The sequence below is a fragment of the Bradyrhizobium sp. B117 genome (genome assembly GCF_038969555.1).
GTDB lineage: Bacteria > Pseudomonadota > Alphaproteobacteria > Rhizobiales > Xanthobacteraceae > Bradyrhizobium.
In genome coordinates this window covers 8,603,025-8,628,994 of the sequence record NZ_CP152414.1, presented here as the reverse complement: position 1 = coordinate 8,628,994, position 25,970 = coordinate 8,603,025, and the positions used below count along the sequence as shown (strand labels likewise).

Genomic DNA, 25,970 nt, shown 5'->3' with positions numbered 1-25,970 from the left:
GAGCCACATGCTCAAGGCAATTCACGCCTAGCAGAGTTGTGAGTGGCCGAACGGACGGCGCAAGCGATCCTCGAGGATCTACGCACTGCGACGATGAGCAACGCGGCCGCTGCGCAACATGCCGCCCTTACTAAGAACCGACTGTCAGGTTTGAGACGGACGTCCAAAAGTCGCCACTTACATGAGGCGGAAACGCCTGGAGAATCTCCAATATTCAAACGGCACGCTGCTTGCTCCATCAACAGCCAGCGGACGCAATTCCCGCATGCCCGCGCTTTGCCGAGTATGCATCTTCCGAATTCTTCCCCTCACCTAGCAAGACACTCAAGTCCGGCTGGCTAACTTCAGGACGACTCCCATGAAAAGTTCGCTTTTTCTCGCAGCGTCGCTATCCATGAGCTGTTTGATGGCCGCGGGATTGTCCCAGACGCTAGCGCCTGCGACCGGCACCGAGGATCCTTTTCTTTGGCTTGAGGAGATCGAAGGGCCGCGCGTACTGGCTTGGGCTCACACCGAGAACGCCAAGACACTCAGTGCGCTCCAATCCGATCTACGTTACCAGCGCTTCTACGGCGAAGCCCTCTACGTTCTTCAGGCCAAGGACCGGATTCCGTACGTGTCATTGGGACGGCGCGGTCTCGATAATTTCTGGCAGGACGAGAACCAGGTGCGCGGCGTCTTGCGGCGTACGACGCTTGAAAGCTATCGCACCCAGAGCCCTCGATGGGAGACCATCCTCGACGTCGATGCTCTCGCTGACGCGGACAAGAAGAACTGGGTTCTTAAAGGGGTGAGCTGCCTTCCGCCTGAAGAGCGCCTATGCTTGCTCAACCTGTCCGAGGGCGGAAAAGACGCTGTGTTCGTCCGGGAGTTCGACGCAGTCGCCAAAACCTTCGTCACGAACGGCTTCGAATTTCCTGAAGGAAAACAGGAGGTCACTTGGGTAAACAGTGACACGGTCCTAATTGCACGAGATTGGGGCGAAGGGACCATGACGCAAGCTGGTTACCCTTTCGTTGTGAAGGAGCTCAAGCGCGCTCAGTCACTCGTGGAAGCGCACGAGGTCTTCCGTGGAGAGCCGACCGATGTCGAGGCCACACCATTCGTGCTGCGCGACAGTGAAGGCACGATCCATGCGACGGGCGCCATCCGCAGCATCAGTGCGTTTGAGCATGAGTATGTTCTCTTTGGGTCCAAGCCGACTAAGCTCAATCTGCCAAAGAGGGCGACCATTGGGGGCATCGCGAGTGGTCGCCTGCTGGTGACGCTAAACGAAGACTGGATGCCACCGTCCGGAGACACCCCCTTCTCAGCCGGATCGATCATCTCGTATGACCTGACCGAATGGAAGCAGGATCCGCTGCACGCCAGACCCACGCTCGTTTTCAAGCCTGGGCCTCGACAAGCGCTCAGCGGATTCACGGCCACAAGAAACTTGTTAATCCTAGCGATTCTCGACAATGTTCAGAGTAGGGCGTTCGTCTACAAGTACCATCAGGGCGCCTGGCAGGTCACGCCGATCCCGCTTCCAGAGAATGCGACTGTCGGTCTGGCTGCGGCATCGCATGAAACGGACGAGGCGATGTTCACCGTCTCCAGCTTTCTTAGCCCGACGATGCTCTGGTACTTCGACGCTGCAACCGAGCGCCTTGAGACACTGAAGGCGACACCTCCTAGGTTCGACGCCTCGAGACTTGTCGTCGAACAGTTCGAGGCAATCTCGCGCGATGGCACCCGCATTCCTTACTTTCTGCTACGACCCAAGAGCGCAAGATTTGACGGATCAACTCCAACCCTTCTCTATGGCTATGGTGGGTTTCAGATTCCGCTCTGCCCCTCTTACGCGGGCCTCACGGGACGACTTTGGCTCGAGCAGGGAAACGCGTATGTTGTCGCGAACCTGCGCGGTGGCGGTGAGTTCGGGCCTCAATGGCACCAGACTGCTCAAGGCGCAACGAAGCAACGCACATGGGATGATTTTATCGCTGTCGCGGAGGACTTGATCCGTCGCAAGATCACTTCTCCCCGCCGGCTGGGCGTCGTCGGCGGTAGCCAAGGAGGCCTCCTGGTAGGGACCGCAATCACCCAACGACCCGAGCTCTTCAATGCGGCCATCTTACAGGTTCCGCTGTTCGACATGGTTCGGTTCACCAAGCTAGGCGCCGGAGCCTCCTGGATCGGCGAGTATGGCGATCCCACCATTCCCGAACAGCGCAAGTGGCTCGAGGCCTACTCGCCCTATCACAGGTTGGTGCCAGGAAAGATCTACCCGGCCCCCTTCATTCTCACGTCCACCAAGGACGACCGCGTGCATCCGGCGCATGCCCGCAAGGCGGCGGCGAGGCTCGCTGCGTTGGACCAACCGTACCTCTATTATGAGAATACCGATGGGGGGCATAGCGCCGCCGCCAACCTCATTGAACAGGCACGCCGGATCGCTTTAGAATATACCTATGCATCCCGGCGGCTTGTCGATGAGTGATGTCGAGGACTAAGAACTCCTTCAATGATGACGCTTGGCGGACGACGTTATCGGCCGGGCGTCGGCAAGCCAGTCTTTGCTCATTTTCTGGTATCTGCCTGGGGATGAATCCGAGCGATCAGCTACGCCTCAGTCTCGCCTATCTCTCTCGCTTTTCGTTAATCCGCAGTATCCCAGATTGAGGCTTGCTGGAATTCCACAAACGTACTGCGACAGTCGACCGATACACAGACTGCGACGAACATGGCAGTACAATATGCAGGCAGAGGTATGGGCGGGCGCAAAGCACCGAATTCGCGATCTGACGCCACAGCGAGACCTGCCTCTAACGGGTGCAGTATCTACGATGGTACGGTCCGCAACCGACAATGTGTCACTGATTGGCAGCCTGAACCTTCCGGGTGATCCTGAAGTCATGACGGCCGACTGCATTGAGAGCATGTCTGAGTGGTTGCAGGAATTTCCGTGGCACATTGAGCGGGTAATGATAGCTCACACGTACCATTGACCGACTGCGCAAAAGGCCTGTCAGCTTGCGGTAAGCTATCACAGATACAGAGCCGTTTGGGGTTAACGGGATGTGGCAGGGACAGCGCTATTGCTCCAGATCGATCGGCGCCGAGTCACCTTCCCGCTAGTCTCAACGGCAGTGCGGATGTGGTAGGGACTAGTTGGCCTGGTTTCAGCCCCCGGGTCCGGTTAGCACCGAGCCGCGCCCGCACTGTTTTACATCTCGCTCCAACTGATCGCGGTGGCCATCTCGACAAGCATCGCAGGTACTCTGGCGCAGGTCGATACACCACCTGAAAAGGCGAGGGCCACGTATTCCATTTCTGCCGCGACGCGCGCGATGAGTGGCGTTGGACACTACATACCGCGACGAGAGCCGCCTGAATCGCGAGTTCGGTCGCAAGCGCTTCGGCGATGAAGGCTACGCTGGAAAAGTTGCTCGCAGAGCTTGGCGCGACCTTCCTGTCCGCCGATGTCGGCCTGACACCGGAGGTGAGGGAGGGGCACGCCTCCTGTATCCCCTCTTGGATCAAGGTGCTGAAGAACGACAAACGCGCGATCTTCGAGACGCGGCAGGCTTCCTGTATCGGTTTCGGGCCAAAAATTCCGTCGCGGCGGACCGTTGTCCAGGAAATCCCGGCTTCTCTGCTGTAAGACATCGACGATGGTGCTCGCCGCAATTCGATGGCGCGTCGTGGCTGCAAAATAATGCGTGCGGATTCCGAGACGATGTCGCCCGGGTGTACCGATATGAAGTCGCCCACCGATTCCGAGACGATGTCGCCCACCTTTCCGATTTGATCTCGCCCGGGGGCGAGGCGTTCTGGCTGCCTAGGTTCTCTGGCACTGGGCGAGCCGCGCGGTCAACTGGAATCGCGGCTTGAACCTGTTGTGTTTTCTGTTGCGGTTGCTGTGGGCATGTGGGCAACGCCTTGGCGTTGTCCAAGCGAAGCGGCATGTCCACAGCGTCACGGCTCAGGCCTTTCGGGCGGATTGCCGGGTTCGGCGCAGGCTTTCGCCGGCGAGGTCGAGCCGATGGGCATTGTGGACGAGGCGATCGAGCACGGCGTCGGCATAGGTGGGATCTCCAATGAGCACATGCCACTGGTCCACGGGGAGCTGGCTGGTGACGATCGTGGAACGATGACCGTAGCGATCTTCGAGGATTTCCAGGAGGTCGTGACGGGCACCGGCGTCGAGCGGCTCAAGCCCCCAGTCATCGAGGATCAGCAGATCGACACGGCCGAGCCCGCGCAATAGGCGCGGATGGCGGCCGTCGCCGCGCGCGAGAGCGAGGTCATCGAACAGCCGCGGAACACGTTGATAGAGCACGGAGCGATTGTCACGGCAGGCCTTGTGGCCGAGCGCCGAGGCGAGCCAGCTCTTGCCGACGCCGGCCGGGCCGCAGATCAGCAGGTTGGCATGGTCGTCGATCCAGCGGCCCTCGACAAGCTTGACGAACAGCGGGCGATCGAGGCCGCGCGGGGTGCGGTAGTCGATGTCCTCGACGCACGCTTGCTGGCGCAGCTTCGCGTAGCGCAGGCGGGTGGCGAGCCGCTTGTCGTGGCGTAGCGAGGCTTCACGTTCGAGCAGCAGCGCAAGCCATTCGGCGTGACCGAGGCTTGCGGCCTCGCCGGTTGCTTCGATGTCGGCGAAGGCCTTGGCCATTCCGTGGAGGCCGAGGGCGTTGAGGCGGTCGAGGGTCGGATGGGTGAGCAAGGGATGGTCTCCTAATTGTAGTAGCGCGGTCCGCGGATGTTGGCATGCAGGATCGGCGCATCGTCCGCGGAGCGCTGATGAGCGGGACGCCGATCGAGATTGTTGGCGAGGATCGACTTGACCGAGCCGTAGGTGCGCGCGCCGATGTCGATCGCCCGCGCAGCCGCGGCGTCCAGCCGTTCGCGCCCATAGGAGGCGGCAAGCCTGAGGATGCCGAGGCAGGCGCGGAAGCCTTGCTCGGGATGCGAGCGCTCGTCGAGAATGAGGTCGCACAACGCGCTGGTCGCCGGCCCGATCGCGGCAGCGTCCTGGCAGATGCGCGAGATGGTCCAGCCGGCGTAGCGCCGATGGCTGGAGGCCATGTGCTCCGGCACGGTGGTGTGTTTGTGATTGCCGCTCATGCGCTGATGCGCGGCGATCCGCTCGCCCTTGTGGAAGATCTCTACGGTGCGAGCGGTGAACCGGATCTCGACCTCGGCGCGCACAAAGCGATGCGGGACGCTGTAGTAATGCTTCTCCACCTCGACGTGGTAATCGAGGCTGACGCGGCGGATCCGCCACTCCGCGAGCACATACGGGCTCACGGGCAAGGGCTTGAGCGCCGGCCTGTCGATCTCTTCGAGGAGCTGGCGGCGCGTCATGCCGAGCCGCCGGATCGGCCGCTCCTCATTGAGCCTCTCGCCGATCGCCGCGTTGACCTCGGCGAGGCTGTAGAAAATGCTATGGCGCAGGCGACCGAGGAGCCAGCGCTCGACGATGAGGACGGCTTGCTCGACCTTGGCCTTGTCGCGCGGCTTGCGCGGCCGCGCCGGCAATATGGCGGTGCCGTAATGCGCCGCCATTTCCGCATAGGTGCGATTGATCTGCGGGTCGTAGAGGCACGCCTTGATGACCGCGACCTTGGTGTTGTCAGGTACCAGCAGCGCCGGTATGCCGCCGATCACCGCGAAGGCGCCAACATGGCGCTGATCCAGTCGGCGAGCCCCTGCGTCCATGTCGCCTGCGCGTAGGTGAAGCTTGAGGCGCCGAGCACCGCGACGAAGATCTGCGCCATTCTGCGCTCACCGGTGAGGCGATCGACCACCACCGGCACGCCGTCGCCGGCATAGTCGACGAACAGCTTGTCGCCGGCTGCGTGCGCCTGGCGCATCGTCACCGACAGGCGACCCTCCCAGGCGCGGTAAAGCTCACAGAAGCGCGAGTACCGGTATCCGCCGGGCTCGGCCGCGATGTACTCCTCCCACAGGATCGACAGCGTCACGTGCTTGCGCTTGAGCTCGCGGTGCACGGACGCCCAGTCGGGCTCGGCGATCCGGCGGTGACCCTGTCGGTTGCCATTGCCGGTCTTGGCGAACAGGCGGAGTTCCAGGACCGCATCCGTGAGCTCGTCGGGCAACGGCCAGGTCAGACCCGCGGCCTCGAACCGCCGAATCGCCAGCCGCACCGTCGAGGGCGCCGCTCCTACCCGTCGCGCAATCTCGCGGCTCGGCAGCCCGGCCGCCTTCATCCTGATCACATCGCGCACACGGCGCATCGCAAGCCTCTCCGTCGGCATCCAGGGTCCCCCTTCGCAAAGCTGAAAGGGTTGACCCTATGGGAGCCAGAAGAGGCCTCGTCACCCGGGCGACATCATCCCGGAATGGTGGGCGACTTCAAATCGGAATGGCGGGCGAGATCATCTCGGAATGCTGGGCGACATCGAGCGGAATCCGCAAATGCGTTCTTAACAGAAGAGAAGTATCAAGCAACGGTGGTGCTGCCTCGTGCAAATGAACGCATCTCGGTCAGTTGTCCTCGCACGGGACGGTGAAATCATACTTACGATTAGTCCAAACGGCGCAACCGAGAACGACGCGACGAGCTGTCCCGGGGATAGCTCATACCGCTCTGAGGCGGCGCTAGTAGAATACTGCGCCTCCGAGCAAAGGATTGGCCAAATGCCGCAGAGTTATCGCTTATCATCGTCTCACGGAACAAGATGCAGAAACGATTGCTAGAGTCGACGTAAATCGCTGCGTTGCAGCTTCTGTCGGCGCATGGCTCCTTCAGCATGCGCACAGCTATAGCTTGGAGCACCGAATTTGATCACTTGGGTCCGGCTTGAGCTGTGTTGCACGGCGGCAGAGTAAATCCAGCTCGCGATCCAGGATGGGTTGTGCTCGTTGTGATCGCCGCGGCGAGTAGGCTCGTAGGCTCAAGTTGTTGACCGGCTAGGCGTCCCGCAGCTGCTGCTCTCTTGAAGGTTCTCGCATCTTTAACGCTGCGTGCAGGCGAGCCTTTTCCAGCCGTTGCCTGACTCCGCTAAGGCAACTAGCCAGCTTTGCAAAGTTCGTAATATCGAGATAACCAGAAACAAACTCATCGAGTTCTTCCTGCTGCGCCGCGATGCTCGCAAGTTGTCTGCGAGCGCTGTCGGTTAGCGACAGATTGACGATTCGTGCATCGCTCGCGCAGCGCTTACGTCGCACAAATCGCTTATCCTCAAGCTGTTTCGAATGCCTCGTAATGAAGGCGGACTCAACTTTCATCAACTTTGCAACCACGTTGACCGGAACTCCGTCGTCCTGTTCCAAGTCGATCAACGCCATCAAGATCATCATTTGTGGTGCAGCAATGCCCAGCGCATGCGCCTGGAAATAGCGAAGGTCGTCCAGACACAGGTTAATGGCTCTGATCTCCCACGTGAATCGCCTGAGTACATCCTGACTCGCGACAGGGCACTTCTGGATTCGTCTTTTCAATCCTGGCAGCTTGGACGGCATCAGATTTCAGGGCGCCTCTATCTTAAAACTATTCCGGGCGAGCAGAGCGCAGTTGCCGGCGACAACATATGCGCCGAGTTCGAAGCGTCGAATCTCGTGGCAATAAGCAATCGCTTCCGTGCCAACTCTCTTGGCAGACACGTCTGGTGCCGAAGCTGCCTAGGTGCAAAGCACCTTCACACACTCATCCCGGTGAAATCACTCAAAAAACAACTTCCCTGTGCAGAATTTTGGCTTCATGAATTGCTTTTGCACTCGATTACAGCGTGTAATGCCCTAAACGTCGCGAGTACGCTCCAAAAGCGACACTGCTCCGCCGCGCGATTGGACGGCGAGATTTTTAGGGTGTCGAGAGCTGCTCACTGAATCACAGAACAACGCGTACAGCGCAGGATTTAACCTGTCGGAGCCGGCTCCGCGCTGCTTCGAAAGCAGGGTCGGGGGTCGACAATGGCTCCTTATTCCACGATCACCCTCGATCGAAAGACAAGTAATCGCAAGTAGGTTCTTCACTAGCTTGTACGTCACGGGCTGTGAAATAACGCGCCTTTAGGCAAACGAGTCGCTGAGAAAAGTCGAACACCGCTAAACTTGTCTGGTTTCAAAATAGTTTCAACAATCAACACCGAAGAAATCTTCCAAAGTCACTAACACCCCGGTAAGCTAACTACGTGAGCTGCGAAATCTCCTGCACGAACTGGTAGGGAATCCGCGCTTTCATCACCATTTGGACTTTCTCCGGGATCCGTTTCGGCTGCATGCTCCGGATCGCCCTCTGCGGCACCGCGATCGTGGTAATGCTGGAAAAGGGGCTGCAGGTCGGTCGCATTCCGAGTAAAGATCCGCGCCGATCAAAGGGGCGAGCGATCGCGACCTGTGGACTCTCAGCGCGGCGGCGCTGGACTTTCTCGCGGTAAGAGCAGCGGCCGAATGCGTCAATGCCCATTCCGTGCCTTGCTAGAAAGAAGGTGGAGACACGAGGGCACACATTTAGCGACGGCGGTCCCCTGGGGGGCGGCAGTCACCTCTGATTTTTCTGCACTATCACCTCGCCCCAACCAGCCCGCAACGTGATCACGCTCTTCGCAAACAAAAAGGAGCCATCGCTGTTCGGCTCAACAAGGAGCCGCTGAGCGATGGCGCCCGCAAGTTCATCGGGGCCTGCCGCGCTTATCCCCACCGCGCAGAACCTCACTAAGCTCGCAAGTGTCGCTGAAGCAAGCTATCGTCCATCAACGAATCCGCTACTTGATCTATCTGGACTGGCCCCTCACGTAGCGACTGTCCCTGGTGTCTACATCTGTGGATGGTGGATGAGCCGAACGTCGTTCGGTCCGCCCGGCCCCAAGAGAGCCGTGTAACGCTCGCCGCGAATGTTGTACTGCTTCATCGGCTGCGCTGCGTCCGGCAAGAGGCCCCAGCGGGCGAGCTTTGAGATCATGGTGATTGGGGCGGGTTGGGTCCCGTGCGAAAAGCCCTCAGGAACGGCGAATGATGCGGCGTAAATCTCGCGGGCCGCGGGCGGCGTCGTCTCAGATCTGGCGGACGCCGGAGCGGCTTGCTCCACCGTCTGCGCAAGCAGTGCTGGCGAGAGCCGATTCGCGGGCTGTGCGCTCGGCTGCGAAACGCTTTCCGGGCGAGATCCGAAATGAATGGTTGCGCCTGATAGATTGAGTGGAGAGCCGCCCCTCATCGCCGCCGCGGGTACGAACAGCGCCGTGAAGCGGTCGTTATGAACTATGAAAGGAGCGGGTGGGCTGTCCTGGCTTGGCGGGACGCTGCTACCCTCATGCGCAGCTGACGTGCGCGGGTCGTCCTGCCGCGAGTTGACGGAACGAACGGCCGCTCCTGAATCCAAGGCGTGGTCATGAGGGGCGGTTGCCTCGAGAGACGACGATGAGCCGGCGTTTCCCAGCATCGCCCACAGCAGATCCTGATCGTAGTCTTGCACAGGAAGGATCAACGGATCGCTGGCCCGAAACGGTGTGCCGGCGTCTTCAATCAGCTCGCGAGCGGCTGAATTGCTAGGCTCGGTGGGCTGGCGCTCAATGGCATCGCCTTCCGTCTGGCTTAGTGTCCTCTGCCTCTTCGTAGGCCTCAACTGGCAGGCGTAGCCCTCGCCCATCAGGGCAGCGGCGTCCTCGCGTCCGGTGACTGCGTGTTCGGAATGAGAACCGTCGGCCTTCTGGTGCTCAAGTCCCAAGGCCTCGGCGAGCCTGAGGCCTTCTTCAGACAGATGAGGATAGTAGGGATCAGGAGAAACCGGATTCTCTGCGACGGTAGAGGTACCAAGCTGAGGCACTTCATCCAAGTACGGCTCAAACTCCGCTTGCTGCTGTTGCGCTTGCGGCACCGCGGGGTTGTAAGCAGAGAACTCTGGGTCGAATGGGTTGATGCGGTTAAATGGGTCCATGTCCCCCTCGGTTCGAATGGGTCGCTCTCTGGTTCTCGCTCTATTAGGACCAGCTGTCGACAAGCTGACGCACCCAGAGAATTCGGTGAGCCAAATGGGCCTGCCCGATCTCCACACTTTGCTCGAGAAACGCGGCAAGTTGCCGTATTGCGCTTCAATTAGCACGCCTTGCGGCCTTCGCGGGGGCCTCCTGGATCGTGTGCGAACTAAGCGAACACCAGTTCAGATCTTTGCCGGCATAGCCGTTCAGGTTAAAATGGACCGGTACAGCTATCTTTTCAAATCGGACGACCACGACACCGCGAGGATATGGAAGCCATAAACGCGATTCAAAAGCCGTGGCGTCAGAGCATTTGGTCAAGATTGCCTCTCTCTACGATGGCATCACTTATTGCGTTCCGGATGAAATTGCCCTTGCTGCGCAAACTGATCCGCAATGCAGACCCAAATGAGCGCCGACGTGTTCTTGTAAGCGGGGCCATCGGCGCCAATGCTAAGCCCCTTGCGATGGGTACCCCCGTAATACCACAGACTGTTGGGACGTTACGATCAGGCTGGAAGCGGAAATGCTTTCCGCATTGGTCTTCAGGCCTGGCCAACATCATTCTGTTACGGTCAAGCTGAGGCATGGGGTGGTGCCTCCGCAAAACCCTGCTGGCCCTTCTCCTGCTTGTGCATGGGATTGTTTCTTCGGCAAAATCATTATTGTGGTGTTGGGCAGCGGAAGCCGCGCCCGTGTTCTCGTCACAGCCACCAACTGGGAAATGTTGCTATCCGGCGTACGGAGGGAGAATGGACCAATAGTCGGCCGGATCGACCATTCTTTTTTACTTTCAACAAGGACGGCATGTCCCCGGTCTTCGCGCCGATGAGCGCGGGCAAAGGAACAGGCATCGTCATATCCAACCTCTGTCCTATAAGGGCTCGGTCGTCTGCACGGACATCAAGGGCGAAAGCCGCGCTTTCACGGAAGCCAGCGACGGAAGAGGGGTAGGGTGCGTGCGCTCGCACCCTGAAACCCGTCTGCTCGGACAAATTCAATCCGCTCGACATGGTGCGAACCGGCACCTGGCATGAGCGGGATGACGCCCAAGCTCTGGCGAAGCTGATGGCCTGCTCGACCCATCGGACGTCCTGAGGCTTCCGGGCAAGCGCTCCATCGTGCTGTACCGCTCCGACATACTGCGGTTCGCATTGCTGGCCAGGAAGGTCAACTACCGCTCCTGGCGCAATGTCCACTAGTGGGGCAAGTACGACAGCTGGCCTAGGAAGACGGCAAGCGGCTGCGAAAGCGCCCAAGCACTGGCAGGGACACAATGAGATGCGACCGGCGCCACCGGAGCCGGTTTGCCCACTTGGTGTGGCGCATTAGCTGAGACTCGCGGACGCCGAGCAGGGCGAGAAACAGGCGATCCAGCTGGTCGATGATCCGCAATGCCTCGTCACGCGGCTTGCGGACGGGTTCATAACAAGGTGCTTCGGAGGACAAGACGCTTGCCAGCCGGACAGGGCGTGCACGCGACCTGGCGAAGCGGCAGGCGGAGGAGTCTATAGCTGCAGGATAGGCTCGTACTTCTCCAGTTGCTTCCTCATCGTGGTTCGGCGAGCCCCAGTCGTTGTCACCATCTTGCTGGACGCCTTGAAGTTGCGCGCAGGGTACGCATGTTCCACTCGCGCCTGCTATGAGGTCATAGCGGAGAGGACGAGCGGCTAATGTGAAGCTGCTCATCCGTACTGAGTTCGTGAGGCAATGCCATGTTGATTTCCTGTGCGAGCTGGGCATCACGGCGCTTTTCCACTCCAAGCCATTCCAAAGCGACGCGCGATCAAGCAGCCATTCGGCTGCGTCCTCGGGTGCAGGACTTCAGCATGCACCACACCGCGCCGCCTTGAAAAGTCAACGTCTATCCAGCGCCGCTCATCCCTCAGCCGTTCGCCAGCCCGGTAGGTCGGCATCGCCAGCACGGAGCGCCCGTCCGAGCGCTTAACCGGCTGAACAGAGAAATGATAAGACGCCATGTCGCTCCGCTTCTGTTTGCGGAGCGACGCCTTACGGCCATGCGCCTGCGCTGGCCGTGCATCTATGTCGCGTAGCGATGTATAAGTGCGCCATTCCGTTTGCTGCACACTCTTACTCGCCTCCTGGCATTGCAATCCTGCAACAGGGCTCAGAAAAGAGAGTGTTGGTCAGAAGCCGGGAGCGGACCCAGGCGCATGGCCTTCAGCGGACATGTATTGTCCGATGTTTTCGCAGGGCAAAGCCCCCGGACGCCCTTCAGGTCCGCGGAACGAAGGTGCCAGCAGGCAATTCGCGCGGCGAGTGGCGAACCGAAGCAGCGACACGCCGAGGGCTAATCGTGTTGGCTATTTCGTTGATCCTTGCTAAAGTTGAGACGGCTCCTCGCACCATAGAACAGCGTCAAGCTAAATCGCAGCCGCATAATGGCATCCTAGCTCTGTAACTGCACTCACACAGGAGGCGCAATGCAGGAGTCTTTCGAAAAGCTGCTGGAACATGCAAAGGCAAATCCGGGAGAGTTCTTAACTGGGGTGGCTACGTTGCTGCTGGTTGTCGCTACCGCCTTGCTAGTCAGAGCAACAAATATTCTTTCTAAATCAGCTAGGGAAGACAGCCTCAATCGCAAAATCCAAGCAACGGTAGATGCTTGGATGAAGGTTAGAAGCGAGCTCGATTTACCTCATCTCAACAAAGAGACCCCGGAGAAAGAACTCCGCGCCCAACTGAGAACTCTAGAGGCGTTTTCAGTTGGCGTAAATTCCGGCGTCTATGACCTAGCAACTTTCAAGCAGATATCGGGTAATTGGTACTGTCAGCAGTTTGATAGGATAAAGCCGATCATCGATGAGCGACAAATAAACAGCCCAGATGCGTATAAGGAGTTAGCGAGTTTAGCGAAAGCAGTTAAGGAGATGCGTCCGGACGTTGCCAAGAAGCCTGCCGGGCAGACGTGCTCGGAGCGCTCCTAGACCGAAACGCAAAGGATGTGCCTCGGCTCGCGAGCCGGGGCAAGGTCGCGAAACTGCGCAACTCATTGCAGGCCACCCGCATACGAACAGTTTCGCAATGCTGCGCATCCAATTCGATGTCGGCATAATCACGGCTCGTCATTTGCGCGGCGATCAGGGTGAAGACCGACGCGTAGAACGGGTCGAGCACCAGCCCGCTCGCTGGACAGAGCGCTTCAATAAGAGGACGGAAGACTTTGATTGGCTTCTGAATTGGATGAAGCCGATTACCGGTGTAGCGCCAGTCGCGCGCGTCGTCGATTGGCTTTCACGGTCGCGCGGGCTCACCCTTGGCGAGCGGGTAGGGCCGCTCCTGCTTGCGCAGCACGAAGCGCGACGAGGAAGCGTAGCGCTTGGTGAAGACGATATGGCCCACCATTCGGCATCCCGCTGCGCAGGCGCCGATGAGCTTGTCGGCGGCATTCCAGCCGTACAAGCTAGGCACAATTCAATACGCGGTGCATTTCGGCAAAGGCATCAGCCAGCCGTCGCGGTCGTTGTTGGCGATGGTCCGCCCATCGCGGGACTGGTAGCGGCACAGGTAGGGCGGGGCGGTGAGGATGAAGTCCACCCAGGCGGACTTTCATCTCGTGCATCACATTGATGCAGTTTCCGTGAACGACTGTGTTGCGAAAGAGGTCGCTCATGAGAGCACCTGCAGGCTGACAACGCTCGCATCCCAATCCACATCGCTCGGGCTGGTGGACAACTGACCGAGGCCAGTTAGGTCGTTGATGGCAATTGACTTGACGATTGCCGCTTCCTTGCTGATGGCGAGGACAATCATGTCGCGAAAATCCCTGTCGTTGAGACGGACGCGGTAGCGCCGCGTGGCGGCGGGGGCTCATTGCCCCACCTCCGCGTCGCCCTTGGCTGCCTTCGGCTCACGGATGACGAGGCGTCCGTGAGTGGCAAGCTGCTGAGGTGGATGTTGAATCCCTTGGCGTTTTTGTGAGGCCATGCTGTGCCGATCCTGGTCCAGAAGGCTTCGCCTTCCCTCGACCATATAGACCCCATGCGGCGCTTGGTAATTTTCGTCGCGTTTCATCTTTCGTACTCCCGCTGGTTTAACCGGCCGCGCCATTCGTTGCCGGACGGGAAGTCATAGGACACGAAGGATGAGCGGCGGGGCAAGGAGGTTCCGACCGAGGGACCCTCCGGCAGACAGTCGGATGGCTTGCCCTGATGCGCTTCGGGTCCAAATTCCCAGTCCTCTATGCAGCCTTCACACGGGAGTGGGCCTGAGACGCGGAACCGAGCCAGAATGAGTTTGTTGGTCCATGGGCGAAGACAGGCCGACCTGGTCATCTTCGCCGCCCTGGCGTCTGGATACTGCTTACTGAATCCCAGCTGCGAATGGACCCTGATCGTTAAGCCGCCGAACGTTTCGCACCGTAGGCGGAGGCGGGTGATCAAATCGGCCTCAAGGCACGATCAGGCGTGGCTTCTCAGATCGTGCGATGGATGCTGGTTGGCTGGCAGGCCACGATAAAAGGATCGCCTGAGCCTTCTGTCTTACCGGCAGATGCGATTTCGCGTTTTAGCGGCGTCGCAAGTGCAAGCTGAGCAGGGCTCAACCCAATGTTGCGAAATTGATACAACTGAAGATTCTGTGATGCCGCCCGATCGGGAGCCGTTGCGACCAAGCCGAGATTGTGTCGACATGCAGTAGTCTAGTTTTCGTTGAGCGGTTTTCATCATGCGGATTTGTGGGCTTCTGCTTTGCGCGGCAGCTATTGCCCTTTTTGGGGGCTGCGGGGCTTACGTCCCGGAGATGCAGGAGTGGCACGAGCCTCCTGAAAGCCAGAAAATTACAGAAATCGTATCATCAACCACATCAAGTGCGAGCTGCACAAGGGAGCGGATGATGCGATCCGGAAATACTATGGGGCGGGTCAACGGAGCGGCAACAGGGCTGATTGGATCAAAGACTGGTTGGCAACAGTTACTCTAAAGTTGACCGTTGATGAGAAGGGCAGCGCGAACCCAGGCCTGTCGTGGGTGCGAACTCTTTCCGATACGAGGTCATTCACGCTCGGCGCTGGAGTGAATGCCTCTTCAGAAGCGACAAGAATTGAAACGATCTCCTTCACTTACCCGCTCAGGGAGCTGCGCTCAGCAAGGCCGATTGTAAATCCGTGCGAGAGGCCAGGAGAGATACTGATCGAGGGAGATCTCAAGATCGGCCAGTTCCTGGATAAGAAGATCTTCTTGTCGACCGTGCCAGGAACAATCATTGGTCCTTACAGCGCATTCAGCTACGAGGTGACCTTCGTGGTTGTTTATGGTGGTTCGGTTACGCCAACGTGGAAGCTGGTGGAGTTTACGGCCAACCCGGACTCTCCATTCGTGAACGCTACGCGCACACGTACCCACGATGTGACAATCACCATCGCACCGCCTGGGGACGCCGCCGCCGCCGAAGCCGCCGCAATCCACAACGCCGCACTGATCGGACAAGCCGTCGCGGCAGCCATTCGCAAAGGAGGGCCGTAAATGGCAGGCGCCGTAAGGATTCCGCAGTCGGTCGAGGAAGCGCATCAGCTGGGCTACGCAACGGAGCGGAAGACGCCTGAAGAGGCGCAAGCAATAATGAGGGCGGGAGCCATCGCCGGTATTCTGCGCGACGGCCCGCACCGGGATTGCAGCACCCTTCCTCCGAACCATAAATGCTGGGAGGGCGACTGTGACCCCTCCGGATGGAAAGAGGTCTTGTTCTGCGACGGGACGCAGGGCTGCACCATCTATGCGAAGGTGCGCTGCCGTTAGATGGCCCCGCGGCTCGCAAACATACGGGGGAAAGATTGACAGCGAAGCACTTCTTCAATTTGGCGACGGCCGCTCTAGCGATCCTGGCCGCCAGTTTGTGGTTCTTGTCTGCGAAGGTGAATTCAGGAAACAAGTTTGCTGGAGTCAAAGGGACGATTGGGATGAGGGAAGAGGCTGAAAAGCTCAACGCCCTGGGAGCTGCCTATAACCTGCAGAGCACCTTCAATGCCTTGGCCGCTAGCGCAGCTGGTGCTTCGGCTCTTTGTCAGACGGTTGTTTTATTTTTTAACTGGTAGGAGCGCGGACGTCGTGGCGAAACGCCTGAAATTCTCCGACTCGAGTTGCCCGAGTATTCGCTGTTTTCGAATGGCAGATGGCGTGGGGCGCGCCTGTAATGTCGCGGTAAGCATAGGACTATAGTAGCTGTTTGCGATGCGGTAGGTGATGGGAAGCAAATAATATCCGGCACTTACCGGAAAGCTCTGGTTTTTTTATCGACTCTCTTGAACCGCTCCTTTCGCCTTCCAACATGATGAGAGCGAGCAACTCTACTGCTCGCATGGAGGATCTGATGCGCAGCTCTCGTCCGTCGGCACCGGTCATCGTCAGGGCAAACTCGACGCTCTGCGGCGGTTAAGGATGCAAAAGGCTTCTCGGGCGTTTTGCGCCCGAGAAGTTCTTTGGGGTGGGAGCATGGGCAATTCGCGCAAGACACGAGCTGGCAAAGAGCTCGTATTACCTCCGAGATTTCTGCTCGCAAAATGGTATTGGAAGCGGGCTCGCGACGCGGTGCGGCCGCTGGCGCCTGATCTGGCGCGTCAGGGCCTGAAAGCAGCGCTAGGTTTTGTCGTGGCAGCCGTTGTCGTCGGCTTTATTCGTGACCCGTTCGAGCAAAACGTCATCCCTTGGCTCATACGGCTGATGAGTCTTGAGCAGGCGCTGTACATCTACACTGATCCTTCTGATGGTCCTGCCGATCAATACGAATTCCTAGTGTCCCGGCACGTTCTGGCCTCTGGAAGGATGATCCAGGATCGAGACGTTGCCGAGCGTACCAACAGAAAAGGGAATCCCCGCAACTTCAAAGTGAAGGGCTCCCGTTCCGGAGATCTTTTGATGTTCACGTACATTTCGAGCACTGACAAGCTAGGGATGGGCGCATTTGTTGGGCAGCGGCTCGAAACGGATAACGACGACATCTTCATTGGAAACCTTACCGGGTGGGGCCACGACAAGGATGGGCACTGCACGATCGTCTCGTACTGGGCGGTAATCGGCCCTGCCGAGGAGAAACAAAGATTTGGCGATCTGCTCAAAAACTCCGTCGGAGGTGCTTCACCAGCAAAGGCGACCACTTCTGATGCATCTCTGAAATGCAGCGAACCTAAAGGCTGAGCCCGAAATTAGTTCAACAAAAGTGCCCCGCATCATTGCCAATGCGGGGCAAGTAGCTCTGGACCTTGCGGGTCATCAGCTCTCAACGGACTTCAACCATTCCAAGGCTTGAGGATGGTCTCCCTTGCCACGACAGCGGGCCTCGCCGCTGCTCCGGGAAGAATCGCACAGAGCCACGTCGGTGTCCTCAGGCTCCTGATGATATGATCAGCCACTGCTTCCTTACGCACGCGGATGGCGCGCCGTCCGCCGCCGGGTAGGCCGATCAGATCGACGTTGAAGCCCTTGCCGTCGTCATGCGCGCGCTCGGTACCCCTGCACGATTGCAACGAGCCCGTCATGCAGGAACAGCTGGCGTCGCTGCGCTGGCGCTGCTGCCCTTGAGCCGGCTCTGGGCGGGAAAACGCCACGGGCAGGCGCACCTTCGCCTTTGGCTGTATCATCAGCAGCAATCGGACGCTTGTGGCGCATGCCTCAAGAACTGAGCCCCGAGCGATTCTGGCCGCGCGCCGCGCCCCCTGAGAAAGGACAGGACAACGACTGCTTGGAATTCTGCAAGATGCCCTCGGAGAGCGGAGATTCTCGCCGTTATGCCGCCCGTTCTCCCCGATTTTGCAGAGAAACAACTTGGCCTTTCGACTAGAAGGGGGGCGTCCAACGAGGAGATTGCATATGAAGGTCGGGGTGCCTAAGGAAATCAAGACGCACGAATACCGCGTGGGTCTAACCCCTGGCGTCGTCCGAGAATATGTAGCTGCCGGTCACAGTGTACTGGTCGAGACCAATGCGGGTGCCGGCATTGGCGCGAGCGATGACAATTATCGCAACGCCGGCGCATCGATTGTCGGCTCAGCTCGTGAGGTCTTCGCATCGAGCGAGATGATCGTAAAGGTGAAGGAGCCCCAACCCTCCGAATGGACTGAGCTGCGAGAGGGGCAGATCCTTTTCACCTACCTGCATCTGGCGCCAGACCCGGAACAGGCGAAGGGACTCCTCGAATCTGGATGCACCGCCATCGCCTATGAGACGGTGACGGATGCGCATGGCGGGCTTCCGCTGCTCGCGCCGATGAGCGAAGTTGCGGGAAGGCTTGCGGTCGAAGCGGCAGGCCGCGCCCTGACGCGCTATACCGGCGGGCGGGGGCTGTTGATTGGCGGCGTTCCTGGCGTGCAGCCGGCTCGCATCGTCGTGATCGGAGGCGGCGTCGTTGGGACTCATGCGGCCCGAATAGCCGCCGGCCTGGGTGCCGAGGTCACGATCCTCGACCGCTCGATCCCGCGCCTTCGCGAGCTGGATGAACTGTTCGAAGGCCGCGTTCGTACCAGATTCTCGACCATAGACGCCGTCGAAGAGGAAGTCTTTGCAGCAGACGTTGTCATCGGCGCGGTCCTCGTTCCCGGTGCAAGCGCGCCGAAACTCGTCAGCCGCAGCATGCTGGCATCAATGCGCAAGGGCTCCGTCATCGTTGACGTCGCCATCGATCAAGGGGGCTGCTTCGAAACATCGCGCCCGACCACGCACGCGGATCCAACTTACGAGGTCGATGGCGTAATTCACTATTGCGTCGCCAATATGCCCGGAGCCGTCCCGCTCACGTCAAGCCAAGCACTGAACAATGCCACACTGCCGTTCGGGTTGGCGCTCGCCAACAAGGGTTTCGCGGCGGTCCTCGAAAATCCGCATCTGCGCGCTGGCCTCAATATCTATCGCGGCCGGCTCACTTACAGGACTGTAGCCGAGAGCCTAGGCCTGCCATTCTCCCCGATCGAACAGGCTGCGGCCTGATCCCAGAAGTCCCTATGGGACGTTTCCTCCCTCACTTAAGGGCCGCTCCTTGGAGTGGCCCTTTTTTTAAGGACGCGAAGGGCATCCGGCCTGCAACCTTGCCCAGCCGAAGCCGAGAATTCGTGTTTGTTGGCTTGGCCCCTTTTATAGGGTGATTGAATCTACGTGAAGCATCCCCCGGGCTCTTCCTCAGAACCGGCGCGGATGATCAGGGCGTAGGTGCATCAGAACGAGTAGATCCGAAGCAGACGCATCCAGACCAAGCGCCTCGTCGCGGGTGTCACGGCTCGATACGTTCCGACCAGACCGATACCGTCTTCGATTTATCCAACCAAATGCTTCTCGTAAAGTTCGTCGATCAGTTCGCTTGCCTGCGACAGCGAGTTCAGCCTCGCAGACCGCACGATCGGTCTACGCTCAATAGTCCCGCGGGCCACAGGAGAGGTCGTTTCGGTGATTCGATGCGTGCGATAGCTCACGATCAACTTCAACTTCGAAGGAAACACACAATCCACGTCGCGTTCGACTCGTTCATAGTCAACTGCGCTGACCTCAAGGCTTCAATGCCGCAAAAACAAACCGGACAACAGCCATCTTGAACTCGAGCTCCTCAGCACCGCGGCTCTAACATTTATAGACGTCCTTATCAGACCAGGTGACAGGCCACGAACCGGCCGGGCGCAACCTCCTTCAAAGGCGGTCTTTCCGCGCATACAGGTTTGGCCAACGGACAGCGACCTCTCAGTCTGCATCCAGGCGCGATATCGATAGGGCTTGGAATTTCGCCCGACAAAGCGAAATCGTCGCGCTTTGCGTCAGGATCCGGAACTGGAACGGCCGCTAGCAAAGCGCGCGAGTAGGGATGCAAGGGCTTTGCAAACAGATCCTTGGTGCCCGACATCTCCACTATGCTGCCGAGATACATCACGGCAACGCGGCTCGCCAGGTACTTCACAGTGGCCAGATCGTGTGAAATGAACAGGTAAGACAACCCGAGTTGCTCGCGCAGTTTCTCCAACAGGAGAATTGCCCGCGAGCGTAGCGATACGTCGAGTGCGGAGGTTGGCTCGTCAAGAACAACGAAGCGGGGATTCGTTGCAATCGCCCTGGCGATATTGACCCGCTGGCGTTGACCGCCCGAAAGCTCGTGCGGATACCGGTCCAACAGATCGCGGCCGAGCCCCACCTCCTGCATGAGCTCCTCGACGAGCTCGCGCCGCTCCTTCGCCGGAAGCTTGGTATGGAGCGTGAGGGCCTCCTCGACCATCCGTCTCACCGTTAGTCTAGGATTGAGCGAGGCAGTAGGATCCTGAAACACCATCTGGATATCGCGGCGCAACGGCTTCATGGCATGGGCATCAAGCCTCGCTATGTCCGTGCCATCATAGCGGACGGATCCCGCCGTCGGCTCGACTAGCCGAACCAAGCAACGCGCGACGGTCGATTTTCCACAGCCGGATTCGCCAACCAATCCAACCGTCTCGCCGGCTTCTATATCGAAGGAGACTGAATCGACCGCCCGCACGACGGGCTGTTCCTGACCGCGTAGGCGCGCGAGAGTGCCGGCCACCCCGCCGAGCGGAAAATGCATCTGCAGATCACGTATCTCAACAAGTGCCACGGCGTTCCTCGAATCCATAACATGCTACAACATGGCCGGGACCGGCCTCGATCATCGTAGGGCGTGCGGCGCGACAGCGATCCATCACCCACTCACAGCGCCCTGCGTAACGGCACCCGCTCGGCGGGTTGACCAGGGAAGGAACCGACCCTGGTATGGGCTCTAGAACGACGTCGCGATCGACCCTCGGTATCGATCGGACGAGCGCCTTCGTGTAGGGATGGGCCGGATTATGGAACAGCTCCCGCACGGGCGCGCATTCAACAACCTGGCCGGCATGCATAACGGCGACGCGGTCGCAGATCTCGGCAACGACGCCAAGATCGTGCGTGACGAGCATGATCGCCGCACCTGTTTTCGCGCTCAATTCGCGCAGCAGATCAAGAATCTTGGCCGCGATCGAAACGTCGAGCCCGGTCGTTGGCTCGTCCGCGAGCAGGAGCTGAGGGGAGGTTGCAAGCGCCATAGCGATCATGATCCGCTGACACATTCCTCCCGAGAGCTGATGCGGGTATTGCTTGGCTCGCTTTTCGGGCGCCGGAATGCGGACAAGGCGCAGCATCTCGAGCATCTTCTTGTCGGCCTCTCGTGGCGACAAGCCGGCGTGCACCATCAGCAAGCGTGAAATCTGCTTTCCAACGGTCAGGAGCGGGTTGAGCGCGGTTCGCGGCGTCTGCGATACCATCGCGATCTTTCCGCCGCGCATGCGCCGCATCTCTTCCTCAGAAAGCGTGCCAAGGTCTACGCCGTCAAAGTGAACCCTTCCGGAGACACGCCCTGGCGGACGGATCAGGCGCAGAATGGCAAAAGACGTGACCGACTTTCCCGACCCGGACTCGCCGACCAGCCCGAGAACCTCCCCCCGGCGGATGGTCAGGTTGATGTGGTCGACTGCTTCGATGGCGCCCTGGTTGATCTCAAAATGGACGGTCAAATCAGAGATCTCAAGCAGCTCGGTCATCTCAAACCCCTCATGCGCGGGTCCAGCAAATCACGCAATCCGTCACCGATAAGGTTGAATGCGAGAACGGAGGTCATGATCGCAAGGCCGGGAAACAGGAACAGCCACCATTCTCCGGTAACGATCTGTGAGGCACCTTCTGCGGTCATCACGCCCCATTCGCTCTGTGGCGGCTGAATTCCAAGTCCAATGAAGGAGAGCGAGGCCATCGTCAGAAGGGCAAAGCCCGTCGAGAGCGTCGCTTGCACAATCAGCGGCGGAAGACAGTTCGGCAGCAGGTGAATCAACACAATCCTCCAGGTCGGATTGCCGAGAGTGCGAGCAGCATCGGCATATTCCATCTCGCGGAGCCGAAGCATCTCTCCACGGGTCAGCCGCAGGTAGGCCGGGATTTGCGTGATCGAGATAGCAATTGCGACATTGGTGGTGGAATTGCCAAGGCCCGCCGTGATGCCCATAGCCAGTACAAAGGCCGGGAAAGCCATCAGAGCATCGACGACGCGCATCGCGATCGTATCAGCCCACCCCCGGCTGTAGCCGACGACCGCTCCAAGCAATCCCCCGATTGAAACGGCAACAAACGTTGCTGCAAAGGCAACCAGGAGGTCGACACGCGCGGCAAAAATGATCCGCGAGAGTTGATCGCGACCGAACTCGTCAGTGCCGAGCGCATGATGCCAGGAAGGCGGCTGCAAAGAGGCTGCGGGGTCGGTGGCGTCGGGCGCGTAGGGCGCCACGATCGGCGCCGATATCGCCGCCGCCGCGATCAGCACGATCACGCACAGTGCCGCAAAGGAGACGGGATTGCGCTGAAGCCGCTGCCACACCAGTGATGAAGCCGCTGGTTGCGAAATCGAAGAGGAGATAGACAATGATGAGGACATCAGCTGAACCTAATCCGGGGATCAATGAGACCGTACGCAATATCGACCGCCAAATTGACCATGACACACGTCACTGCGACGAACAGGATGAAAGACTGGATCGGAGCCGAGTCCTTCGTAAGCAATGCAGTCACCGCGTAATTGCCGATACCAGGCCATGAGAACACGCTTTCGACGACCGCATTCCCGGCCATTAGAAATCCAAAAACAATTCCGGAAATCGTGATGACGGGAATCAGCGCATTTCGCAGCGCGTCCCGATAGATCACAGTTCTTCGCGGCAATCCGGCCGCCCATGCCGCCTTGATGTAGTCGGACTCGAGGATCTCAAGCATGGTGGACCGCACCATGCGCGCGACTGGCGCGATTGCGCTAAGCCCGAGGGTCGCTGCAGGCAGCATGAGCTGATTCAGACTTGATCGTAAGGTTGTCCAGTTGCCGGTAAGCAGGGAGTCGATCACATAAAGCCCTGTTATATGTGCGGGAGGTTCTATGCCAGATCCCAGGCGACCCAGCGGTGAGGGGGCCAGGTTGAGCATGTAGAAGAAGACGTAAACGAACAGGAGCCCAGTCAGGAAGCTCGGCATTGCGACACCCATGATGCCGACCACGCGTCCGATATGGTCGATCAATGTGTCGCGATGCACCGCAGAAAGGACCCCAAGAGGCAGTCCGATCACGATCGCGATGAGAAGGCTCGCAAGATTGAGCTCGAGAGTGGCGGGCAGGCGCTGAAGAAAGTCCTGCGAAACCGGCCGTCCCGTCGAGGCACTCTCACCAAGATCGCCTTTGAAGATGCCGGATACGTAGCGGTAGTATTGCTCCGGGAACGGGCGATCCAGGCCCATTTGGTGCTCCATTTCAGCGAGATGTTCGGGCGTGGCGAACGGGCCCGCCTTGACCATGGCCGGATTGCCAGGGAGCAGGTAGGTGAGGGTGAAGCAGATCACGCTAACGCCGAACAAGGTCGGCAGAGCCAGCGCAAACCGTCGCATGACATAATTGAAGAAACCCATTGAAGCGCTCTCCCTATTGAGACGAAGACGACGTGCTCAGGCGAGCTTCATGCTGAAAAAGCGCTCATAACTATCCCAGCGCTTCTCAATACCAATGAGGTCGGATCGCATGACGCGGGTCCAGTTCTCGTACCAGAGATGCCCCCAGACGGCGTCGCCGATAATGATCTCCTGCAGGCGTTTTGCCGCGGCCAGACGCTTGCTGGTGTCGGTTTCATGCATGTTCTCATCGATCAGCTTGTCGACTTCCGGATTGGAATAGAATGAGGTGTTGGTTCCTTTCGCTGTGCTGTGGAAGTTGAAGAACAGGTGATAAAAGGGATCGTTGATCCACGACTGCCAAGACTCGATCGAAAGCTGGTGATCGCCCTTGGTTGCGATCTGGCGGAAGGTGGCTTCGGTTTCCTTGACGATGTTCAGCTTGAAGCCGATCTTCTCCAGCTCGGTCTGAAGCCAGACCGAGGCCTGCTCGTGCGGCTGCCATCCAGCGCGTACCGCAAGATCGATCGGAATAGGCTCATTGCCGAAGCCCGCTTCGCGCATCAACTCCTTGGCCTTTGCGATGTCGTACTTGTAGGGACTGATCGTGCTGTCGTAACCGGGCGTCAAACTCGGCACAGGGCTCTTCATCTCGGTGCCAAAACCATACAGCACGCTCGGTATGATGGCTTGCACCGGGATGGCGTAATTGATGGCCTGGCGCACTTTGACATTGTTAAGCGGCGCCTTCTGCGTGTTCATGCAAAGCCAGTGACACAGGGTGTCCGGCACGGAGACGGTCTTCAAACCTGGCTCCGCCTCGAGACTCTTTACATTGCGCGGAGATAGCGTTGATCTGCCGACCACCATGTCGATGGCCTTGCGCTTGAGCAGCAGCACGCGGTCAGCTTCGTTCGGCACATACTTGAGGACGACCCGATCGAAATAGGGGCGACCACGCCAGTGATCGGCCTGCGCTTCCAACACGACCTCGACGCCTGGCTGGTTCTTCACCAGCTGGTACGGCCCGAGCCCGGCTGTGTTTCGCTTCAACCAGTTGGCGGCCCAGGGATCATCGGCGGTCGCATTCGCCTTGACCTCTTCCGGATCAAGCAGCGCGTTGTTCATAAGCGCCATCATGTCCAGCGCCATCGGGCTTGGCGAGGGCATGTTGATTTCGATCGTGAAGTTGTCGCGCGCCTTGAATTGCTCGGGCTTGGTTACCCCGAGAAGGCGCGGAAACAGGAGACGCATATAACCGGGCGACTGCAGCCCGCGGTCGAGGAGATACTTCAGGGTAGTGGCGTTGACGTCGCGGCCGCTCGGCAATTTCAAGCCTTTGCGGATGTTCAGCACCAGCGTGGCGTCGCCATTTTCAAAGGACCAGGACTGGGCGATGCCACCCTCGATCTCGCCAGGCTTTGCTTGCGACACCCCCGGCTTTCCGTCGACCGGCTGCACCTTCCACATCAGCGGGCTGTCGTAAACGTTGGCCTGCACGGTGTAGCCGGCCGACGTCTTGAAGGACGCCGGATCGAGCGTGTCGATATCGGCATCCCAGGCGACTGTCAGCGTTCGCTTTTCCTGAGCGGCAGCCAAGCGAGCTGTGCTCGTGAATGTAAGGGCTGCGACGCTCGTTGCGGCAAACTTCAAGAAATCTCGACGGCGTGTGTCGCTTGTCATCTCATTCCCCTCCTGACTTTACGCGAAGATTTGCCGGTCATCCGGTGCGCGATGGCTTGCATTATTGTCATCGTTCTGTTATTGTCAACTCAGTTTCAATATACGAAACTAGGTGATTAAAAAGTGGGCTCAATAGAAAACGCAGCGCAAATCCTTAGACTTTTCGGGCCGGGCAGGCTCGAGGTCTCGGTGACAGATGTCTCGCAGCTGTTGAATATGCCTAAAAGTTCAGCATCTCGGTTGCTGAAGACGATGCTGCTTGAGGGGCTGCTGTCGCGCTCGGAGAATCCGCCGCGCTATAAGGTCGGAAATCTGCTTTTCGAGATTTCGCGCCTCTACAAGCTGAACTCTTCCCTGATTGACGCCGTCGATGAGGCCGTAAAGGAGATCACTCGAGAGACCGGGCACACCGGTTATGTCTCGATCCTTGATGGTGCGGATGTTCTGGTCATCCGGATGCATCAGGGCTCCCACGCCTTGCGTGTCTTCACGCCGCTGGGCCAGCGTGCTCCTGCATTTGCGACTGCGATTGGGCGCAGTCTGCTCTCGCGCTTTCCGGATAGTGTGGTGCGCTCCCTTCATGCTGAAGGCGTCACTCCGCCTTCGCCGCGCGCTCCTCAAAATGTCGACGAACTGGTGGCGGCGCTGGATCAGCCGCGCCGGTTCGGCTGGGCCGAGGCCCTCGATGAGGCGATCCCCGGGGTCGGCTCAATCTCGGTGAGCGTCTCCGATCCAGAAATCCGCGAGACGGTGGGCTTCTGTATTTCCTATCCAGCCTCGCACATGAGCGATGAGGAGAGGAATCGCGCGATCACGCTGCTTACGACTGCCGCTCAGCGTATCGCGCACCGCTTCGGCGATCAGTTTCTCTTGCAGCGGGCGCAGCGCGCTCTTGGCGGCGGTGGCCCGGTTGCTGCGTGATCTGGTTTTTTATCGCCGCAACTGACGCGGCTCGGAGGCTATA

Annotated in this window: 21 protein-coding genes and 2 pseudogenes; 8 read left to right on the top strand and 15 right to left on the bottom strand. The window is 59.1% G+C overall.

The genetic code is table 11. The annotated features are described in order from the left end of the window. The first annotated feature begins 358 nt into the window (after nucleotides 1-358). Both AAFG16_RS41105 and AAFG16_RS41100 read left to right on the top strand, forming a co-directional pair. A complete protein-coding gene (locus tag AAFG16_RS41105; RefSeq protein ID WP_342734566.1) occupies nucleotides 359-2,482 on the top strand; it encodes a prolyl oligopeptidase family serine peptidase in 2,124 nt (707 codons plus the stop codon). Nucleotides 2,483-3,369: 887 nt separating this feature from the next. Beyond that, nucleotides 3,370-3,556 (top strand): annotated as a pseudogene (locus AAFG16_RS41100) (zincin-like metallopeptidase domain-containing protein); the annotation flags it as partial. A 411-nt stretch (nucleotides 3,557-3,967) separates the two neighbouring features. Here the strand turns inward: AAFG16_RS41100 and istB are convergent. The 5 genes and pseudogenes from istB to AAFG16_RS41075 form a co-directional block, all read right to left on the bottom strand. Continuing rightward, entirely contained in the window at nucleotides 3,968-4,711 is a 744-nt protein-coding gene (gene istB, locus AAFG16_RS41095; protein ID WP_342734564.1) for an IS21-like element helper ATPase IstB, read from the bottom strand. 11 nt (nucleotides 4,712-4,722) lie between these two features. Beyond that, nucleotides 4,723-6,245 (bottom strand): annotated as a pseudogene (istA, locus tag AAFG16_RS41090) (IS21 family transposase). 676 nt (nucleotides 6,246-6,921) lie between these two features. Beyond that, nucleotides 6,922-7,473, bottom strand: a complete 552-nt coding sequence (locus AAFG16_RS41085) for a MarR family transcriptional regulator (protein ID WP_271610455.1) — start codon at nucleotides 7,471-7,473, stop codon at nucleotides 6,922-6,924. A 667-nt stretch (nucleotides 7,474-8,140) separates the two neighbouring features. Continuing rightward, a complete protein-coding gene (locus AAFG16_RS41080; RefSeq protein ID WP_271610456.1) occupies nucleotides 8,141-8,419 on the bottom strand; it encodes a hypothetical protein in 279 nt (92 codons plus the stop codon). A gap of 348 nt (nucleotides 8,420-8,767) precedes the next feature. After that, entirely contained in the window at nucleotides 8,768-9,886 is a 1,119-nt protein-coding gene (locus tag AAFG16_RS41075) for a hypothetical protein (protein WP_271610457.1), read from the bottom strand. A gap of 2,484 nt (nucleotides 9,887-12,370) precedes the next feature. On the opposite strand from AAFG16_RS41075, the gene AAFG16_RS41070 reads away from it, so the two are divergent. After that, complete coding sequence (locus AAFG16_RS41070; RefSeq protein WP_342734561.1) at nucleotides 12,371-12,874, top strand: hypothetical protein; 504 nt, start codon at nucleotides 12,371-12,373, stop codon at nucleotides 12,872-12,874. On the opposite strand, the gene AAFG16_RS41065 is transcribed toward AAFG16_RS41070, so the two are convergent. The 4 genes from AAFG16_RS41065 to AAFG16_RS41050 all read right to left on the bottom strand — a co-directional run bounded on the left by AAFG16_RS41065 (nucleotide 12,810) and on the right by AAFG16_RS41050 (nucleotide 13,961). Beyond that, entirely contained in the window at nucleotides 12,810-13,094 is a 285-nt protein-coding gene (locus tag AAFG16_RS41065) for a hypothetical protein (RefSeq protein WP_342741063.1), read from the bottom strand. The genes AAFG16_RS41070 and AAFG16_RS41065 overlap by 65 nt on opposite strands. 267 nt (nucleotides 13,095-13,361) lie before the next feature. Continuing rightward, nucleotides 13,362-13,484: a hypothetical protein gene (locus AAFG16_RS41060; protein ID WP_283081928.1), complete on the bottom strand. Its 123-nt coding sequence runs from the start codon at nucleotides 13,482-13,484 to the stop codon at nucleotides 13,362-13,364. A gap of 72 nt (nucleotides 13,485-13,556) precedes the next feature. Continuing rightward, nucleotides 13,557-13,700: a hypothetical protein gene (locus tag AAFG16_RS41055; protein WP_271610461.1), complete on the bottom strand. Its 144-nt coding sequence runs from the start codon at nucleotides 13,698-13,700 to the stop codon at nucleotides 13,557-13,559. A gap of 57 nt (nucleotides 13,701-13,757) precedes the next feature. Then, nucleotides 13,758-13,961, bottom strand: coding sequence for a hypothetical protein (locus tag AAFG16_RS41050; RefSeq protein WP_342734557.1), 204 nt, complete (start codon nucleotides 13,959-13,961; stop codon nucleotides 13,758-13,760). Nucleotides 13,962-14,869: 908 nt separating this feature from the next. Between AAFG16_RS41050 and AAFG16_RS41045 the strand changes: the two genes are divergently transcribed. From AAFG16_RS41045 to AAFG16_RS41035, 3 genes are all read left to right on the top strand, one after another. After that, nucleotides 14,870-15,409: a hypothetical protein gene (locus AAFG16_RS41045; RefSeq protein WP_342734555.1), complete on the top strand. Its 540-nt coding sequence runs from the start codon at nucleotides 14,870-14,872 to the stop codon at nucleotides 15,407-15,409. A gap of 308 nt (nucleotides 15,410-15,717) precedes the next feature. Further along, nucleotides 15,718-15,978 carry a hypothetical protein gene (locus AAFG16_RS41040; RefSeq protein ID WP_342734553.1) on the top strand — a complete coding sequence of 87 codons (261 nt, stop codon included), beginning with the start codon at nucleotides 15,718-15,720 and terminating at the stop codon, nucleotides 15,976-15,978. Nucleotides 15,979-16,375: 397 nt separating this feature from the next. Next, nucleotides 16,376-17,077, top strand: a complete 702-nt coding sequence (locus tag AAFG16_RS41035) for a hypothetical protein (RefSeq protein WP_342734551.1) — start codon at nucleotides 16,376-16,378, stop codon at nucleotides 17,075-17,077. Between the two features lie 92 nt (nucleotides 17,078-17,169). Here the strand turns inward: AAFG16_RS41035 and AAFG16_RS41030 are convergent, their stop codons facing one another. Continuing rightward, nucleotides 17,170-17,529, bottom strand: a complete 360-nt coding sequence (locus AAFG16_RS41030; RefSeq protein ID WP_342734549.1) for a hypothetical protein — start codon at nucleotides 17,527-17,529, stop codon at nucleotides 17,170-17,172. A gap of 220 nt (nucleotides 17,530-17,749) precedes the next feature. On the opposite strand from AAFG16_RS41030, the gene ald reads away from it, so the two are divergent. Beyond that, a complete protein-coding gene (gene ald, locus AAFG16_RS41025) occupies nucleotides 17,750-18,862 on the top strand; it encodes an alanine dehydrogenase (protein WP_342734547.1) in 1,113 nt (370 codons plus the stop codon). Nucleotides 18,863-19,508: 646 nt separating this feature from the next. On the opposite strand, the gene AAFG16_RS41020 is transcribed toward ald, so the two are convergent. The 5 genes from AAFG16_RS41020 to AAFG16_RS41000 are packed head-to-tail and all read right to left on the bottom strand — an operon-like array spanning nucleotide 19,509 to nucleotide 24,793. Continuing rightward, nucleotides 19,509-20,483, bottom strand: coding sequence for an ABC transporter ATP-binding protein (locus AAFG16_RS41020; protein WP_271610467.1), 975 nt, complete (start codon nucleotides 20,481-20,483; stop codon nucleotides 19,509-19,511). Then, nucleotides 20,470-21,444 carry an ABC transporter ATP-binding protein gene (locus AAFG16_RS41015; RefSeq protein ID WP_271610468.1) on the bottom strand — a complete coding sequence of 325 codons (975 nt, stop codon included), beginning with the start codon at nucleotides 21,442-21,444 and terminating at the stop codon, nucleotides 20,470-20,472. Before AAFG16_RS41015 ends, AAFG16_RS41020 begins: the two co-directional genes overlap by 14 nt. Further along, nucleotides 21,441-22,328 (bottom strand): ABC transporter permease, encoded by an 888-nt coding sequence (locus tag AAFG16_RS41010; RefSeq protein ID WP_342734543.1) that lies wholly within the window; start codon nucleotides 22,326-22,328, stop codon nucleotides 21,441-21,443. The genes AAFG16_RS41015 and AAFG16_RS41010 overlap by 4 nt, the downstream gene beginning before the upstream one ends. Further along, on the bottom strand, nucleotides 22,328-23,344 hold the full coding sequence (locus tag AAFG16_RS41005) for an ABC transporter permease (RefSeq protein WP_342734541.1): 1,017 nt from the start codon (nucleotides 23,342-23,344) through the stop codon (nucleotides 22,328-22,330). Before AAFG16_RS41005 ends, AAFG16_RS41010 begins: the two co-directional genes overlap by 1 nt. A gap of 36 nt (nucleotides 23,345-23,380) precedes the next feature. Next, nucleotides 23,381-24,793, bottom strand: coding sequence for an ABC transporter substrate-binding protein (locus AAFG16_RS41000; RefSeq protein ID WP_342734539.1), 1,413 nt, complete (start codon nucleotides 24,791-24,793; stop codon nucleotides 23,381-23,383). A gap of 402 nt (nucleotides 24,794-25,195) precedes the next feature. Between AAFG16_RS41000 and AAFG16_RS40995 the strand changes: the two genes are divergently transcribed. Continuing rightward, a complete protein-coding gene (locus AAFG16_RS40995; RefSeq protein ID WP_342734537.1) occupies nucleotides 25,196-25,927 on the top strand; it encodes an IclR family transcriptional regulator in 732 nt (243 codons plus the stop codon). Nucleotides 25,928-25,970: the final 43 nt, after the last annotated feature.